This window comes from Pseudomonas protegens, assembly GCF_003732485.1.
In the GTDB taxonomy this organism is placed as follows: Bacteria; Pseudomonadota; Gammaproteobacteria; order Pseudomonadales; family Pseudomonadaceae; genus Aquipseudomonas; species Aquipseudomonas protegens_B.
In genome coordinates this window covers 51,781-66,821 of sequence record NZ_MOAK01000036.1, presented here as the reverse complement: position 1 = coordinate 66,821, position 15,041 = coordinate 51,781, and the positions used below count along the sequence as shown (strand labels likewise).

Sequence of the window (15,041 nt, the reverse complement as noted above, 5' to 3'; positions counted from 1 at the left end):
GATCGGAAGCGCCCAGCTCCACGACGATTTCCGAGAGCGACGGCGCCAGGCTGACCACTCGCTGCGCAGCCTGCGCTGGAGCACTGGCCAGCAGGCAGAGGACTGCCAGCCAGCGCAGCATCAGCCCAGTTGACGCGGAATGCGGTAGAGGTAGAACAGCACCGCAGTGGACAAGGCCAGAAGCATCAGGGGCACCGCTTCCAGGCCGACGAATACTGCCAGGGCACCGACCCAGGCCGGCAGCGAAGCTGCCAGAAAGGCCACCCGCCGGCTGGCCGCCAGGTGAATCCAGGCAGCCGGTTCCTCGGGCGTATCCAGAGCCTTCTGAGTGGCAATCAGCGCATGCTTGTAGCCGCCGAAGAAGCGCAGGCTGACAAACATCGACGCCACCCCGGCAATGAAGAACGGCATCGCCAGCACCGGCAGGATGGGTTCGCCCTGGCCGAACAGCGCGTTGATCACAAACAACGGCACCAGGCCCAGGGCCAGGTACTGCCACCAGCTTACGGTCAGGCGCCGCTTGACTTGACCTCGAGTCACGCGCGGTCGACCTCGCCTTGATGCTCATTGCCCATCATGTGGTCAAGCTTGCTGGCCTTGGTCGCCAGGTACAGCTTGTTGTGCGGGTTGTGGCCCGTGTGCAGCGGCACCCGCTCGGCGACCTGGATACCCATGTCGGTCAGTGCCTTGACCTTGCGCGGATTGTTGGTCATCAGCCGCAGGGACTTGACCCCCAGATGCTCGAGCATCGGCAGGCACATGGCGTAGTCACGCTGATCCGCGGCGAACCCCAGGCGCTCGTTGGCTTCCACGGTATCGGCGCCACCATCTTGCAGTTCATAGGCACGGATCTTGTTCAGCAGGCCAATACCGCGACCTTCCTGGCGCAGGTACAACAGCACCCCGCGACCTTCCCGGGCGATGGCCCGCAGGGCAGCTTCCAGTTGCGAGCCGCAGTCGCAACGCTGGCTGAACAGGGCGTCGCCGGTCAGGCATTCGGAGTGCAGGCGACCGAGAACCGGCGCGCCATCGGCGATGTCCCCCAGGCTGAGCACCACGTGCTCGCGACCGGTGGCTTCATCGAGAAAACCATGCATGGTGAATTGCGCAAAAGGCGTAGGCAGCTTGGAAGCGGCAACAAAAACGACGGGCACTGTTGTGCTCCTGATCTGTATGAGGACTGGAGATTCGCAGAGGCGGCATTGTAACAGCAGCCTCCAGTGGACGCTTAGGCTGAATTATCGGAGATAAAGATCGATAAGTTTGATCAACGGACCGCCGGTTGCAGCCCGCTATCAAAGGGATAAGGCTGCTTCCAGCGCAGGAAGATCGGCCGCAGGACACCGTCTTTCACCAATTGCTCCATGCGCCGGTCGTACAGGGAAAGCAGGGCCCGGCCACGAGGATTGTCGGCAAAACCCAGGTACAGCGGCAGCTCGGCCAGGTGGGTACGCTTGAACCGGCTCGGGTCCGCAGCTTGTCCGAGTACGTAGTCGATCTCGGTCTGGGCATCGATGTAGTAGTCGGCACGGCTGTACAGCAACATCGGCAGGATGCCGATGCGGCGACGAATTTCGTTGTAGCGGCGAACATTGGGCAGGTAGTCCTGGTACTTGTAGCCACGGACCCAGACCAACCGATAGCTGCCCAGGTTCGCCAGGGTCAGCTCGGGATTGCTGGCCAGGCCCAAGGCGTAGATATGGTCGGTGTCGTAGTTCCAGCGCGGATACAGCACACCCGCGGATTCACCACGATAGGCGCCTACCTGCGCATCCACTTCACCGCGCTGCACCAGCCCCACCGAACGGGTGTAGGGCACGCTGCTGCGTTCGACGCGGATGCCCTGGGGTTCGAATACCTCCCGCAGGATGTCCCAGGCCAGGCCCTTGCCATCGGCTTCGGTGTAGTCGTTCCATTCCTCGCTGGCGATGCGCACTTGTTGGGGCTGCGCCTGCAGCTCGTCGGCCCGAACGCCAGAGCAACTCCAGACCACCAGCAACACCAGCAGCGCGCGGCAGAACCCCATGCCTAATCCCTCAGCTGAAACACCACACCAGCCCTTGCATCGCCAACCAGGCAAACACGCCGGCCAGCACATCATCGAGCATGATGCCGACACCGCCATGGACATGCCGGTCGACCCAGCGAATCGGCCACGGCTTGAGAATGTCGAAGAAGCGAAATACCAGGAACCCCGCCAACAGCCAGTACCACCCCTCGGGCACCAGCCACAGGGTGATCCACATGCCGACCATCTCGTCCCAGACGATGCCTTCGTGGTCATGGACCCGCAGATCGTCGGCGACCTTGCCGCACAGCCAGAAGCCAAACAGCATGGTGACGCCGAGCATCAGCCAGTAGCCCCAGTCCGGCAACATCTGCCACAGCGGGATAAAGGGTAGCGCAACCAGCGAACCCCAGGTGCCCGGCGCCTTGGGCAAGGTGCCGGAACCAAAACCGAAAGCCAGGAAATGCCAGGGATTACGCCAGACCGACGGCGGCACGAACTCCGCAGGGACCTGCTTGGGATGATCTGTCACGGTGTCTCCGGAAAGTGTTGATAACCCCGGGTGCCGGGGGTGATGTCCTGGCCGCCGGCGTCCAGCAGGGTCACGCCCTGCCCGGCCACCACTCGCCCCACCACCTGCACCGGCCAACCGGCCGCCAACAGCGACGCCAGCTCGGCAGGCGGCAAGGTAAAGGCCAGTACATAGTCGTCGCCGCCACTCAAGGCCGCCGCGCGGGCACCCTGTTCGCCAAGAAAGCTCACCAATGCCGGGGACAGTGGCAGCTTCTCCACCTCCACCTGCAAGGCGACCTTCGAAGCGGCCGCGATATGCCCGCAATCGGCCAGCAGGCCGTCGGAGATATCCAGGGCCGAGGTGGCCTTGCCTCGCAGTGCCTGGCCCAGGGCCAATTGCGGCTGCGGTGACCAGTAGTGGGCCAGCAAGGGGGCGGCGACGGTCGCATCAGCGCTGCGCTGGCCCAGGACCAGCGGCAAGGCCCCAGCGGCATTGCCCAGCTCACCGCCGACGCACAGCAAATCCCCTGCTCGGGCACCACTGCGGGTCAGGGCAAGACCGGCAGGCACCCGCCCGAATACGGTCAGGGTCAAGGTCAGCGGGCCGCGAGTGGTGTCGCCACCAATCAGGCGCACGCCGCAATTCTGGGCCATGGCGTTCAAGCCGCGGGCATAGGCCTGCAGCCAATCGGTGCTTACCGTCGGCAGGGTCAGGGCAAGGGTAAAGGCCAGCGGGGTGGCGCCCATGGCAGCCAGATCGCTGACAGCCACCGCCAGGGAGCGTTGGCCTAAAAGATAGGGGTCGCAGGGATCGGCGAAATGCACACCGGCCACCAGGGTGTCGGTGGAAATCGCCAACTGCTCGCCAGGAGCAACCGCCAGCAAGGCGCAGTCGTCGCCGATCCCCAGGGCAACACCCTCGCCGCCTTGCGCACAAGGCGCGGCAGCGAAGAAGTTACGAATCAGCTCAAACTCGCCCATGGCAGCTGCAAGCGCGGTTCAGCGCTTGAACGCCTTCACTTCAGCTTCACGCAGGCGCGGGGCCAGCTTGTCGAGAACACCGTTGACGAACTTGTGGCCGTCGGTGGAACCGAAGACCTTGGCCAGTTCGATACCTTCGTTGATCACAACGCGGTACGGCACATCGACGCGCTTGAGCAGCTCCCAGGTAGACAGCCGCAGGACCGCCAGTTCAACCGGGTCCAGCTCATCGATGGCCAGGTCCAGGCAAGGCACGAGCGCGGTGTCGATCTCGTTCTTGTTGGCCGGAACCCCGTGCAGGATCTCCCGGAAGTAGGCGCCGTCGATGTCAGTGAAATCGTTGTCGACCCGAAACTGTGCTTCGATCTCGTTCAACGAATGCTTGGCCATGTGCCATTGGTACAGCGCCTGGGTCGCGAGCTGACGGGCTTCGCGACGCTTGGCGCTCTTGGATGGCTTGCCGGCGTTTGCAGGCTTGGGATCGCGCGGGTTGAAACGATCGCTATCGTCGCTAATCACTTGGCCTCCAACTGCGCCAGCAGGCTGACCATTTCCAGGGCGGACAAGGCAGCTTCGGCCCCTTTGTTGCCGGCCTTGGTGCCGGAACGTTCGATGGCTTGCTCGATCGAATCAACGGTCAGTACGCCGAAGGCCACTGGCACGCCGAACTCCATGGACACCTGGGCCAGGCCCTTGGTGCACTCGCCGGCCACGTATTCGAAGTGCGGAGTACCGCCACGAATGACCGCGCCCAGGGCGATGATCGCCGCGAACTCACCTTTCTGTGCGACTTTCTGTGCAACCAACGGAATTTCGAAGGCGCCAGGAGCACGGATGATGGTGATGTCGCTTTCGCTCACGCCATGGCGAACCAGGGCGTCAACCGCGCCGCTGACCAGGCTTTCGACGACGAAGCTGTTGAAACGGCCGACCACCAGGGCATAGCGGCCTTTAGGGGCGATGAAGGTACCTTCGATGGTCTTCAGGGTCATTCGACAAATCTCTTAAAGAGCCAGAGCGTGTCTAGCACACGCTCTTCAGTGATATTTGAACCGCGAATTTCAAGCCAGAAACGACCGGCTTTTATTCGGAGGGCACGTATTCTACAACTTCCAGGTCGAAACCGGATATCGCATTAAACTTCATCGGCGCACTCATCAGGCGCATTTTGCGTACGCCCAGGTCCCGGAGGATCTGCGAACCGGCACCGACAATGCTGTAGGTGGTCGGTTTCTTCACCGGCTGGTGATCGGCGGTTTCACGGATGTGTGCCAACAGCACGTCGCCATCCAGTGGGTGACCAAGCAGCAGCACCACGCCGCTGCCGGCCTCGGCCACGGTGGCCATGGCCGCCCGCAGGCTCCAGCGGCCCGGTTGCTTGACCATCAGCAGATCCCGCAGCGGGTCCATGTTGTGCACTCGCACCAAGGTCGGCTCTTCAGCGCAGATCTCCCCCAGGGTCAGGGCCATGTGCACGTCGCCTTCAACCGAATCACGATAGGTCACCAGGTTGAACTGGCCCAGTTCGCTGTCCAGGGGCTGCTCGGCAATCCGCTGAACGGTACGTTCGTGGATCATCCGATAGTGAATCAGGTCGGCGATGGTGCCGATCTTGATGTTGTGTTCGGCAGCGAAAGCTTCCAGTTCGGTGCGACGGGACATGGTGCCGTCGTCGTTCATCACTTCGCAGATCACCCCGCTTGGCTCGAAACCGGCCATGCGCGCCAGGTCGCAGGCGGCTTCGGTGTGGCCGGCACGGGCCAGTGTGCCGCCGGGCTGGGCCATCAGCGGGAAGATGTGACCCGGGCTGACGATATCCTCGGCCTTGGCGTCCTTGGCCGCTGCCGCTTGTACGGTACGCGCACGGTCAGCGGCCGAGATGCCGGTGGTGACGCCTTCGGTGGCCTCGATGGAGACGGTGAACTTGGTGCCGAAGCCGGAACCGTTGCGCGGCGCCATCAGCGGCAGCTTGAGCAGCTCGCAGCGCTCGCGGCTCATGGGCATGCAGATCAGGCCACGGGCGTGCTTGGCCATGAAGTTGATGTGTTCGGCCTTGCAGCACTCGGCGGCCATGATCAGGTCGCCTTCGTTCTCGCGGTCTTCGTCATCCATGAGGATGACCATCTTGCCTTGGCGGATGTCTTCAACCAGTTCTTCGATGCTGTTGAGCGCCACTCGGCACCCCCTTGAGTCAGGATTTGAGGTAGCCGTTAGCGGCCAGAAAACTTTCGGTAATGGTGCCGCCGGTGGTGGCTTCGGCCGCCTTGTCACCCAACAGCAGGCGTTCCAGGTAGCGCGCCAGCAGGTCGACCTCGAGGTTGACCTGCCGACCCGGCCGGTAGTCGGCCATGATGGTTTCCGCCAGGGTGTGGGGCACGATGGTCAGCTCGAACTCGGCACCATTCACCGCGTTGACCGTCAGGCTGGTGCCGTCGACGGTGATCGAGCCTTTATGGGCGATGTACTTGGCCAGTTCTTTCGGTGCGCGGATACGGAACTGGATGGCCCGGGCATTTTCTTCCCGCGCCACCACTTCGCCGACACCGTCGACATGGCCGCTGACCAGATGACCGCCCAGGCGGGTGGTCGGGGTCAGGGCTTTCTCCAGGTTGACCCGGCTACCGGCCTTCAATTGATGGAAGGCGGTGCAATCGAGGGTCTCGCGGCTGACATCGGCCCAGAAACCATCGCCCGGCAGCTCAACCGCGGTCAGGCAGACGCCGTTCACCGCGATGCTGTCGCCCAGTTTGACGTCGGCCAGATCAAGCTTGCCGGTTTCTACATAGACCCGCACATCTCCGCCTTTTGGGGTCAATGCGCGAATGCTGCCGATGGATTCGATGATGCCGGTGAACATGGAGTCCTCCTCGAGAACAGGGCCGCCGGGTAGGCGAAAGTCGGGAATTATACGCTCGCTGGCGGGGCCGGGATGGCAGTGACTCGCCAGTCATCGCCCACCGCACGCATTTCAATGATCTTGAGCAATGGCGCCTCGCGCATGTGCGCCAAGGGCCAGTCCAACAGCGGCCGCGCCGAAGAACCGAGGAACTTGCCGGCGATGAAGATCTGGTATTCGTCCACCAGGCCCTGCTGGGCAAAGGCTCCCGCCAGCCGCGGGCCGGCTTCCACCAGCACCTCGTTGACGCCACGGGCGGCCAGTTCCAACAGCAGGCGACGCAGGTCGACCTGACCATCGGGGCCGGGAACGATCAGGCACTCCGGGCCGTTGGCGTACTGTTCTTCAACCGCTGCGCAAGTGGCAACCAACGCTGGGCCGGCCTTGAAGAACGGCGCATCCAGAGGCACTCGCAGGCGACCGTCGATCAATACCCGCAGCGGTGGACGGCTCATGGCCAGGGCAGTCTGCTCGGGGTCCAGGCTCAGCTCGGCGGCACGTACGGTCAGCCGGGCGTCATCGGCCAGCACCGTGTCGGCACCGGTCAGCACCACCGAAGATTCGGCCCGCAGACGTTGCACTGCGGAACGGGCGGCAGGCCCGGTAATCCATTGGCTCTCGCCACTGGCCATGGCGGTGCGACCGTCGAGACTCATGGCCAGCTTGACCCGCACATAAGGCAGGCCGTGCTCCATGCGCTTCAGGAAACCCTTGTTGATCCCCCGGGCCTCGGCTTCCAGCACACCGCTGTGGGTGTCGATGCCGGCCTGGGCCAGACGCTGCAAGCCGCGACCGGCCACTTCCGGGTTCGGGTCCTGCATCGCCGCAACCACCCGCGCCACCCCGGCATTGATCAGGGCATCGGCGCAAGGCGGTGTGCGGCCGTGATGGCTGCAAGGCTCGAGAGTCACATAGGCCGTGGCGCCACGGGCCTGCTCCCCGGCTGCACGCAGGGCATGGACTTCGGCGTGGGGTTCACCGGCCCGCACATGCCAGCCTTCACCGACCACCTGGCCATCGCGAACGACGACGCAGCCGACACGCGGGTTGGGATGGGTGGAGTAGCGACCCTTGCGTGCCAGTTCCAGGGCACGGGCCATGTAGTGTGCGTCGAGTACCGCTTGCTCCGGGGACAGGTTCATTGCTTGGCCGGCTCGCGGGCGAGACGGTCGATCTCTTCGCGAAATTCGTTGAGGTCCTGGAAGCGTCGATAGACCGAAGCGAAACGGATATAGGCCACTTCATCAAGCTTCTGCAGCTCGGTCATCACCAGTTCACCCACGACCAGGGATTTGACTTCGCGCTCGCCGGTGGCCCGCAGCTTGTGCTTGATATGCACCAGCGCCGCCTCCAGACGTTCGACACTCACCGGGCGTTTTTCCAGGGCGCGCTGCATACCGGCGCGCAGTTTTTCTTCGTCGAAGGGCTGACGGCTGCCGTCAGTCTTGATCAGGCGCGGCATCACCAGTTCGGCAGTTTCGAAGGTGGTGAAACGTTCACCACAGGCCAGGCATTCACGCCGGCGACGCACCTGTTCGCCCTCGGCGACCAGACGCGAGTCGATGACCTTGGTGTCGTTGGCACCGCAGAAGGGACAGTGCATGGTGGCAGGCAACAAAAAAATGGAGGGCCATGGTAGCGCATCCCACTGGCAAGACAAGCCATAGCCTTTACGGTATACAGACCGACTATTATGTTTCGCACATGGACATTCGCCTTGTTGGAGCTTCAGATGCCGCTCAGACCGCTCGTTTTGCTCAGTCTTGTCAGCCTGCTGGTCGCTTGCAGCAGCGATGCCCCGAAACCTGCGGCCCCCTCTTCTTCACAGCAACAGGCCACGAAAAAAAATCAGGAGCCCGCCGACCTTGGCCCCTTGCCGGCCTACCAGCGCGAACTGAGCGGTACCCTCAACGGGGTGCCGGCCGGCGCCGACGTCGAACTGGCGCTGCTGGTGATCGATGAGCGCGGCCGTCCGCAACGCTTGCTGGCCAGCAACAACCTGACCGGTACCAACCAGGCCCTGCCCTTTCGCCTGCGTTTCGCGCCCGACGCATTCCCCGCCGGCGCCCGGGTCGAACTGCGCGGCCGCGCCAGCCAGTCCGGCCAGTTGATCCTGCATCTGCCGGCGCAACGTATCGACCAGCCCACCACCCAGGCCCTGGGACAACTGCAATTCGTCAAAGCCCCATGAATGTACCGCTCGACCTGCAAGACGCCCTCAGCGAACTGCTGGGTGACGCGCAACTGGTGGCCTGCGAGCTGCCCGACACTCGCCTGAAACTCTGGCTGATCGACGCCCAGAACATGGACCGCGCCTTCACCCCGGAAGAAACCCGGCGCATTCTCCACGAGCCGCCTTACTGGAGTTTCTGCTGGGCCAGCGGCCTGGCCCTGGCCCGTTACCTGGCCGAACACCCGCATTGGGTACAAGGCAAACGGGTGCTGGACTTCGGTGCCGGTTCCGGCGTGGCGGCGATTGCCGCGGCCAAGGCCGGCGCCCTGGAAGTGGTGGCCTGCGACCTCGACCCGCTGGCGATTGCCGCCTGCCGGGCCAACGCCGAACTCAACGACGTCGAGCTGAACTATTCCACGGATTTTTTCGCCGAGGCCGATCGCTTCGACCTGATCCTGGTGGCGGACGTGCTCTATGACCGGGCCAACCTGCCGCTGCTGGACGAATTCCTCAGCCGCGGCCGTGAAGCCCTGGTGGCGGACTCCCGGGTCAGGGACTTCCAGCACCCGCTGTATCAGCGCCTGGAAATGCTCAACGCCCTGACCCTGCCGGACCTGGCCGAACCTTGGGAGTTTCGCAATGTGAGCCTGTATCACGCGCAGCGGCCATTTGCCGGCGAGCCGGCTGCCACAGGCAATAGCGATCTACCCCGCGCAACTTTATAGTGGTTCCATTCCCGCTTATTCGAGATACCCCATGAGTCAGGACACGCCGTATATCTTCGACGCCCGCACCGCTGATTTCGACCAGTCGGTGATCGAGAACTCCTTCCACAAACCGGTCCTGGTGGACTTCTGGGCAGAATGGTGCGCGCCCTGCAAAGCGCTGATGCCGATGCTGCAACAGATCGCCGAGAGCTATCAGGGCGAGCTGCTGCTGGCCAAGGTCAACTGCGATATCGAGCAGGACATCGTCGCCCGCTTCGGCATCCGCAGCCTGCCGACCGTGGTGCTGTTCAAGGACGGTCAACCGGTGGACGGCTTTGCCGGCGCACAACCGGAATCCGCAGTACGGGCCATGCTCGAACCCCATGTGCAGATGCCGCCCCCCCCTGCCACCGACCCGCTGGAGCAGGCCGAAGCCTTGTTCAACGACGGTCGTATCGGCGACGCCGAGGCCATCCTCAAAGTGCTGTTGGGGGAAGACAACAGCAACGCCAAGGCACTCATCCTTTACGCCCGCTGCCTGGCTGAGCGCGGCGAGCTGAGTGAAGCCCAAACTGTGCTCGACGCGGTCAAGAGCGATGAGCATAAAGCCGCCCTGGCCGGAGCCAAGGCGCAGATCACCTTCCTCAAGCAGGCGGCGGACCTGCCGGATGCCGCCGACCTCAAAGCGCGGCTGGCCAAGGACCCGCTGGACGATGAGGCGGCGTACCAGCTGTCGATCCAGCAACTGGCCCGTCAGCAATACGAAGCGGCGCTTGAGGCCTTGCTCAAGCTCTTCATGCGCAACCGCAGCTACAACGAAGGCATAGCCCACAAGACCCTGCTGCAAGTCTTCGACCTGTTGGGCAACGATCACCCATTGGTGACCGCGTATCGCCGCAAACTGTTCGCCGCGCTGTACTGAGCAGAATGTGCCGGCGTGTGTAATAGCCGGTTTGTGTAGGAGCTGGCTTGCCAGCGAAAGGGTTCTGACAGACAGAACCCTTTTGCCAGCAAGCTGGCTCCTACAGGTTCATTGCACCCAGCTGTAGATCGGCGTATCGGCGCCGCTGATCACCTTGACCTCGGCGCAGTGGCGCAGGCGCACCAGCAAACGCTTGCCGGCCGCCGCGCTGCCGGTCAGCCCCTCCAACTGTTCCAGCAACTCGGGCCCGCTAATCTGGCCCGCCTTGCGCAACAGATCCTTGGCGGTCTGCCACAAGGCATCGTCCTGGTTCGCCGGCCGGGCTGCTACCGCAACACTCTCCGGCTTGGCCGCCTGCAACTGCGCACCCAGTTGCGCCCAGTCGCCCTCGTCCAGTTCCAGGGTCAAATCCACCGGCCAATCGCCGATGCTTCCACGAATCCGCAACATCGCTGTGCTCCCGAATATTTCTGACGAGCATGCTCCCACGCGTCTTGCGCAACGCCAAGCGGGCGGTCAAACTCTGCGGTCAATTGTTATAAGATCACATAACATTTATTTCATCTTCGCCCTGGAGACTTGCTATGCGCCGTCTGCTACTCGCCCTGCCCTTCGCCCTGTTGCCGCTGGCCGTTGCCCAGGCCGCGCAAGCCCATGATCACGAGCATGAACACGGCAGCCTCGGCGCCCACGAACATGGCGTCGCCCGTTTGAATGCGGTGCTCGACGGCCAGGCCCTGGAGCTGGAACTGGAAAGCCCGGCCATGAATCTGGTGGGTTTCGAACACGCCCCCAGCACCGACGCCGACAAGGCCAAGGTCGCTGCTGCCCGTACCCAGCTAGAACAGCCTCTGGTGCTGTTCAGCCTGCCCAAGGCCGCCGCTTGCACGGTGGCCAAGCAGGAACTGCAAAGCCCGCTGTTCGGCGACAAGCCCGATGCCGATGACCACGATGACGATGACAAGGACGCCGCGGGTCATGAACATCACCACGAACACAGCGAGATCCACGCTCACTACCAGTTCACCTGCGCCAAGCCGGACGCCCTGAAGAACCTCGACCTGGGGCAAATCTTCAAGACCTTCCCCGCCACCCAGAAAATTCAGGTACAACTCATTTCGCCAAGTGGCCAGCAAGGTGTCGAAGCCACAGCCAAGGCTGCCACCCTGAAGTTCTGAGCGCTGCGCCTGTAGCCGCGGCCTCAGGCAGCGGCTACACCACTCTCTGCATGATCGGCCCAACATGACCCAAGCACTTATCGAATTGTCCGACCTGGGCTTCAGCTGGCCCGGTCACCCACAGTTGCTGGACATCCCGAACTTCCGCCTGGAAGCCGGCGAAACACTGTTCCTCAAGGGCCCCAGCGGCAGCGGCAAGACCACGCTGCTGGGCTTGCTGGGCGGGGTGCAGAAACCCAACCAGGGCAGCATCCGCCTGCTGGGCCAGGAGCTGACCGAGCTGGCCGCCGGAGCCCGTGATCGCTTTCGCGTCGATCACACCGGCTACATCTTCCAGCAGTTCAACCTGCTGCCGTTTCTCTCGGTGCGGGAAAACGTCGAGTTGCCCTGCCACTTCTCCAAACTGCGGGCCAGCCGCGCCATCCAGCGCCACGGCAGCGTCGATCAGGCGGCCGCCACCTTGCTGGCCCATCTGGGTCTGAAGGACCCCGACCTGCTCGCCCGTCGGGCCGACTCGCTGTCCATCGGCCAGCAACAACGGGTCGCCGCAGCCAGGGCATTGATCGGCCAGCCGGAGCTGGTGATCGCCGACGAACCCACCTCGGCACTGGACTACGACGCCCGGGAAGCCTTCATTCAACTGCTCTTCGCCGAGTGCCGCGAGGCTGGAGCCAGCCTGCTGTTCGTCAGCCATGACCAGAGCCTGGCACCGCTGTTCGATCGCAACCTGTCGCTGGCCGAACTCAATCGCGCCGCCACGCCCGCAGAGGTCTGAGATGTATCTGTTCCGTCTAGCCATGGCCAGCCTGGCTAACCGCCGCTTCACCGCGATCCTCACCGCCTTCGCCATTGCCCTCTCGGTCTGTCTGCTACTGGCGGTGGAGCGAGTACGTACCGAAGCCCGATCCAGTTTCGCCAGCACCATCAGCGGCACCGACCTGATCGTCGGCGCCCGTTCCGGCTCGGTGAACCTGCTGCTTTACTCGGTGTTCCGCATCGGCAACGCCACCAACAACATCCGCTGGGACAGCTTCGAGCACTTCGCCAACAACCCGAAGGTGAAATGGGCGATCCCGATTTCTCTCGGTGACTCCCATCGCGGCTATCGGGTCATGGGCACCACCGACGCCTACTTCCAGCATTACCAGTACGGTCATCAACAGAACCTGCAACTGGCGGTGGGCCGGGCTTTCGCCAGTGATCCTTTCGAGGTGGTACTGGGGGCCGAAGTCGCCGATGCCTTGCACTACAAACTTGGCGACAAGCTGGTGCTGGCCCATGGCGTGGCGGCCATCAGCCTGGTCAAGCATGACGACAAGCCCTTCACCGTGGTGGGCATCCTCAAGCGCACCGGCACGCCGGTGGACCGCACGCTGCACATCAGCCTGGGCGGCATGGAGGCAATCCACATCGACTGGCACAACGGCGTTCCGGCCCGAGGCGAGGGACGCATCAGTGCCGACCAGGCGCGCAACATGGACCTGACGCCCCAGGCGATCACCGCCTTCATGCTGGGCCTCAACAGCAAGATCTCGACCTTCGCCCTGCAACGGGAGATCAACGAGTTCCGTGGCGAGCCGATGCTGGCGATCCTCCCCGGCGTGGCCTTGCAGGAACTCTGGAGCCTGATGGGCACCGCCGAGAAAGCCTTGTTCGTGGTGTCCTTGTTCGTGGTCCTCACCGGCTTGATCGGCATGCTCACAGCGATCCTCACCAGCCTCAATGAACGTCGCCGGGAGATGGCCATCCTGCGTTCGGTGGGCGCCCGCCCCTGGCACATCGCAACCCTGCTGGTGCTGGAAGCCTTTGCCCTGGCACTGTCCGGGGTCCTGGCCGGGCTGGGCCTGCTGTACCTGGGCATCGCCCTGGCCCAGGGCTACGTGCAATCGAACTACGGCCTGTACCTGCCGCTGTCCTGGCCCAGCCAGTATGAGTGGACGTTGCTGGGCGGTATCCTGATCGCCGCGCTGCTGATGGGCAGCGTGCCGGCCTGGCGTGCCTACCGGCAATCCCTGGCCGATGGCCTGTCGATTCGTTTATGAGCACCGGTTTATGAAAGCCCAACGCCTGCTGCGCCCCCTGCTTGCCCTGTCGCTTCTGATCGCCACGCCGTTGTGGGCGGCTGGAGCACCGCGGGACCTGACCTGGTCGGAAATGATCCCGGCGGATGCACCGCCGGAAGTGCCGAACATGAAGCCTCTGCACGACCTGTCGCAGATGAGCGATGCACTGTCCGCCGAATCGGCCCCCGCCGCCAAGCAGGACCTGCCCAATGCACCGGTGGTGAAGAGCCTCGACGGCCAATCGGTGCGCCTGCCCGGCTACATCGTGCCCCTGGAAGTGAGCGAGGAAGGACGTACCACAGACTTCCTGCTGGTGCCCTACTTCGGCGCCTGTATCCACGTTCCGCCACCACCGTCGAACCAGATCGTCCACGTCACCAGCGAAGTCGGGGTGAAACTCGATGAGCTGTACCAGCCCTACTGGATCGAGGGCGCCATGCAGGTCAAGGCATCCACCAGTGAGCTGGCGGATGCCGGGTATCAGATGGCGGCGCAGAAGATCTACGTCTACGAATTGGAGGAGTAAGGCAGGTCGTGGTGCCTGCTTCGCCGGCAAGCCGGCTCCTACAGAGCAAAGGGGGCGAGGGCCAAAAGAGTGCAGAACAAAAGAATAGTTCAGCCCCGCCAACGGGGTTCACCATTTCATTGAGCTGAGTCAAGGCAGTCAACTTGACGATCCTTACCATTGGACATAGCCAATTTGAATCGTCCTTTGGAGCTCCCATGCACAAGTCTCTGCTTAGCGCCTCCCTGATCGCGCTCGCACTCGCCGCCCCGATTGCCAACGCCCACGAAGCCGGTGACATCATCGTTCGTGCCGGTGCGATTACCGTCAATCCAAAAGCCAACAGCTCCGACGTCAAAGTCGATCGCGGCCCTCTGGCCGGCACCAACCTCGGCGGCAAGGCGACCATGAGCAGCGACACTCAGCTGGGCTTGAACTTCGCCTACATGCTGACCAACAACATCGGTATCGAACTGCTGGCCGCCACCCCGTTCGAACACGATGTGAAGATCAAGAACACCGCCCTGGCTCCAGCCAACGGCAAGCTGGGTACCCTCAAGCACCTGCCGCCAACCCTGAGCGTGGTGTACTACCCGCTGGATAACAAATCGGCATTCCAGCCCTATGTCGGTGCCGGTATCAACTACACCTGGATCTACGACGAACACGTCGGCAGCCGCGCCCAGACCGCCGGTTTCGACAACTTCCGCGCCAAGAACTCCTGGGGCTTGGCCTGGCAGGTCGGTGCCGACTACATGCTGACCGACAACATCATGATCAACGCCCAGGTGCGTTACATCGATATCGACACCCGCGCCTATGTGGACAACAACGGTGTGGCCCCAGGCACCCGTGCCAAGGTCAATGTCGACGTCGACCCGATGGTCTACATGGTTGGCCTGGGCTACAAGTTCTAAGCCCGCCAGACATGAAAAAGGCGCCTTGCAGGCGCCTTTTTCATGTCTGCCATTTCGCTCAGCGGCCCATCAGGCGAGCCAGACCGACACTCATCGGCGTGGGTTCGGGGAAGGTAAAACGCTGCAGCAGTCGCTGATTGCCGGCCCGGGAGTGACGGATGTCACCGGCACGGGCAGG

Annotated in this window: 20 protein-coding genes and 2 pseudogenes; 8 read left to right on the top strand and 14 right to left on the bottom strand. The window is 63.2% G+C overall.

The features are described from left to right. From BLX41_RS34675 to nrdR, 12 genes and pseudogenes are all read right to left on the bottom strand, one after another. Nucleotides 1-121, bottom strand: a pseudogene (locus BLX41_RS34675) (cobalamin-binding protein); the annotation flags it as partial. Further along, a complete protein-coding gene (locus tag BLX41_RS07235) occupies nt 121-540 on the bottom strand; it encodes an MFS transporter (protein ID WP_123724334.1) in 420 nt (139 codons plus the stop codon). The gene BLX41_RS07235 and the pseudogene BLX41_RS34675, both read right to left, overlap by 1 nt. Further along, nucleotides 537-1,154 carry a GTP cyclohydrolase II gene (gene ribA, locus BLX41_RS07230; protein ID WP_060841299.1) on the bottom strand — a complete coding sequence of 206 codons (618 nt, stop codon included), beginning with the start codon at nt 1,152-1,154 and terminating at the stop codon, nt 537-539. The genes BLX41_RS07235 and ribA overlap by 4 nt, the downstream gene beginning before the upstream one ends. 113 nt (nt 1,155-1,267) lie before the next feature. Next, nucleotides 1,268-2,026, bottom strand: coding sequence for a substrate-binding periplasmic protein (locus BLX41_RS07225; RefSeq protein WP_123724333.1), 759 nt, complete (start codon nt 2,024-2,026; stop codon nt 1,268-1,270). Nucleotides 2,027-2,036: 10 nt separating this feature from the next. Beyond that, a complete protein-coding gene (locus tag BLX41_RS07220; protein WP_123724332.1) occupies nt 2,037-2,540 on the bottom strand; it encodes a phosphatidylglycerophosphatase A family protein in 504 nt (167 codons plus the stop codon). Next, the gene (gene thiL, locus BLX41_RS07215; RefSeq protein WP_123724331.1) at nt 2,537-3,502 is read right to left on the bottom strand and encodes a thiamine-phosphate kinase; all 966 of its coding nucleotides are present in this window, start codon (nt 3,500-3,502) and stop codon (nt 2,537-2,539) included. The genes BLX41_RS07220 and thiL overlap by 4 nt, the downstream gene beginning before the upstream one ends. A gap of 18 nt (nt 3,503-3,520) precedes the next feature. Next, nucleotides 3,521-4,021, bottom strand: a complete 501-nt coding sequence (gene nusB, locus BLX41_RS07210) for a transcription antitermination factor NusB (protein ID WP_011063734.1) — start codon at nt 4,019-4,021, stop codon at nt 3,521-3,523. Next, complete coding sequence (ribH, locus tag BLX41_RS07205; RefSeq protein WP_003228649.1) at nt 4,018-4,494, bottom strand: 6,7-dimethyl-8-ribityllumazine synthase; 477 nt, start codon at nt 4,492-4,494, stop codon at nt 4,018-4,020. The genes nusB and ribH overlap by 4 nt, the downstream gene beginning before the upstream one ends. Nucleotides 4,495-4,585: 91 nt before the next feature. Further along, nucleotides 4,586-5,677, bottom strand: a complete 1,092-nt coding sequence (gene ribBA / locus BLX41_RS07200) for a bifunctional 3,4-dihydroxy-2-butanone-4-phosphate synthase/GTP cyclohydrolase II (RefSeq protein WP_123724330.1) — start codon at nt 5,675-5,677, stop codon at nt 4,586-4,588. Between the two features lie 16 nt (nt 5,678-5,693). Continuing rightward, nucleotides 5,694-6,359, bottom strand: coding sequence for a riboflavin synthase (locus tag BLX41_RS07195; protein WP_047306287.1), 666 nt, complete (start codon nt 6,357-6,359; stop codon nt 5,694-5,696). A gap of 47 nt (nt 6,360-6,406) precedes the next feature. Continuing rightward, complete coding sequence (ribD, locus tag BLX41_RS07190) at nt 6,407-7,540, bottom strand: bifunctional diaminohydroxyphosphoribosylaminopyrimidine deaminase/5-amino-6-(5-phosphoribosylamino)uracil reductase RibD (RefSeq protein WP_123724329.1); 1,134 nt, start codon at nt 7,538-7,540, stop codon at nt 6,407-6,409. After that, complete coding sequence (nrdR, locus tag BLX41_RS07185; RefSeq protein ID WP_019095943.1) at nt 7,537-8,001, bottom strand: transcriptional regulator NrdR; 465 nt, start codon at nt 7,999-8,001, stop codon at nt 7,537-7,539. The genes ribD and nrdR overlap by 4 nt, the downstream gene beginning before the upstream one ends. Nucleotides 8,002-8,130: 129 nt before the next feature. Here nrdR and BLX41_RS07180 point away from each other — a divergent pair, with 129 nt between their 5' ends. Genes BLX41_RS07180 through trxA form a run of 3 tightly spaced genes read left to right on the top strand, consistent with a single transcriptional unit; the run spans nt 8,131 to nt 10,200 of the window. Then, complete coding sequence (locus BLX41_RS07180; protein ID WP_123724327.1) at nt 8,131-8,589, top strand: hypothetical protein; 459 nt, start codon at nt 8,131-8,133, stop codon at nt 8,587-8,589. After that, nucleotides 8,586-9,296: a class I SAM-dependent methyltransferase gene (locus BLX41_RS07175; RefSeq protein WP_123724326.1), complete on the top strand. Its 711-nt coding sequence runs from the start codon at nt 8,586-8,588 to the stop codon at nt 9,294-9,296. Before BLX41_RS07180 ends, BLX41_RS07175 begins: the two co-directional genes overlap by 4 nt. 31 nt (nt 9,297-9,327) lie before the next feature. Then, the gene (trxA, locus tag BLX41_RS07170) at nt 9,328-10,200 is read left to right on the top strand and encodes a thioredoxin (protein ID WP_123724325.1); all 873 of its coding nucleotides are present in this window, start codon (nt 9,328-9,330) and stop codon (nt 10,198-10,200) included. 108 nt (nt 10,201-10,308) lie between these two features. Here the strand turns inward: trxA and BLX41_RS07165 are convergent, their stop codons facing one another. Next, a complete protein-coding gene (locus BLX41_RS07165) occupies nt 10,309-10,650 on the bottom strand; it encodes a hypothetical protein (protein WP_123724324.1) in 342 nt (113 codons plus the stop codon). A gap of 134 nt (nt 10,651-10,784) precedes the next feature. On the opposite strand from BLX41_RS07165, the gene BLX41_RS07160 reads away from it, so the two are divergent. From BLX41_RS07160 to BLX41_RS07140, 5 genes are all read left to right on the top strand, one after another. Next, a complete protein-coding gene (locus tag BLX41_RS07160; RefSeq protein WP_123724323.1) occupies nt 10,785-11,378 on the top strand; it encodes a DUF2796 domain-containing protein in 594 nt (197 codons plus the stop codon). Nucleotides 11,379-11,442: 64 nt separating this feature from the next. Further along, nucleotides 11,443-12,153, top strand: a complete 711-nt coding sequence (locus BLX41_RS07155) for an ABC transporter ATP-binding protein (protein WP_123724322.1) — start codon at nt 11,443-11,445, stop codon at nt 12,151-12,153. 1 nt (nt 12,154) lies between these two features. After that, nucleotides 12,155-13,420, top strand: coding sequence for an ABC transporter permease (locus BLX41_RS07150; protein WP_123724321.1), 1,266 nt, complete (start codon nt 12,155-12,157; stop codon nt 13,418-13,420). 25 nt (nt 13,421-13,445) lie between these two features. After that, a complete protein-coding gene (locus BLX41_RS07145) occupies nt 13,446-13,967 on the top strand; it encodes a DUF3299 domain-containing protein (protein ID WP_185073464.1) in 522 nt (173 codons plus the stop codon). A 197-nt stretch (nt 13,968-14,164) separates the two neighbouring features. Next, the gene (locus BLX41_RS07140; protein WP_072444882.1) at nt 14,165-14,863 is read left to right on the top strand and encodes an OmpW/AlkL family protein; all 699 of its coding nucleotides are present in this window, start codon (nt 14,165-14,167) and stop codon (nt 14,861-14,863) included. Nucleotides 14,864-14,921: 58 nt separating this feature from the next. On the opposite strand, the pseudogene BLX41_RS34670 reads toward BLX41_RS07140, so the two are convergent. After that, nucleotides 14,922-15,041: pseudogene (locus BLX41_RS34670) on the bottom strand (NAD-dependent dehydratase); the annotation flags it as partial.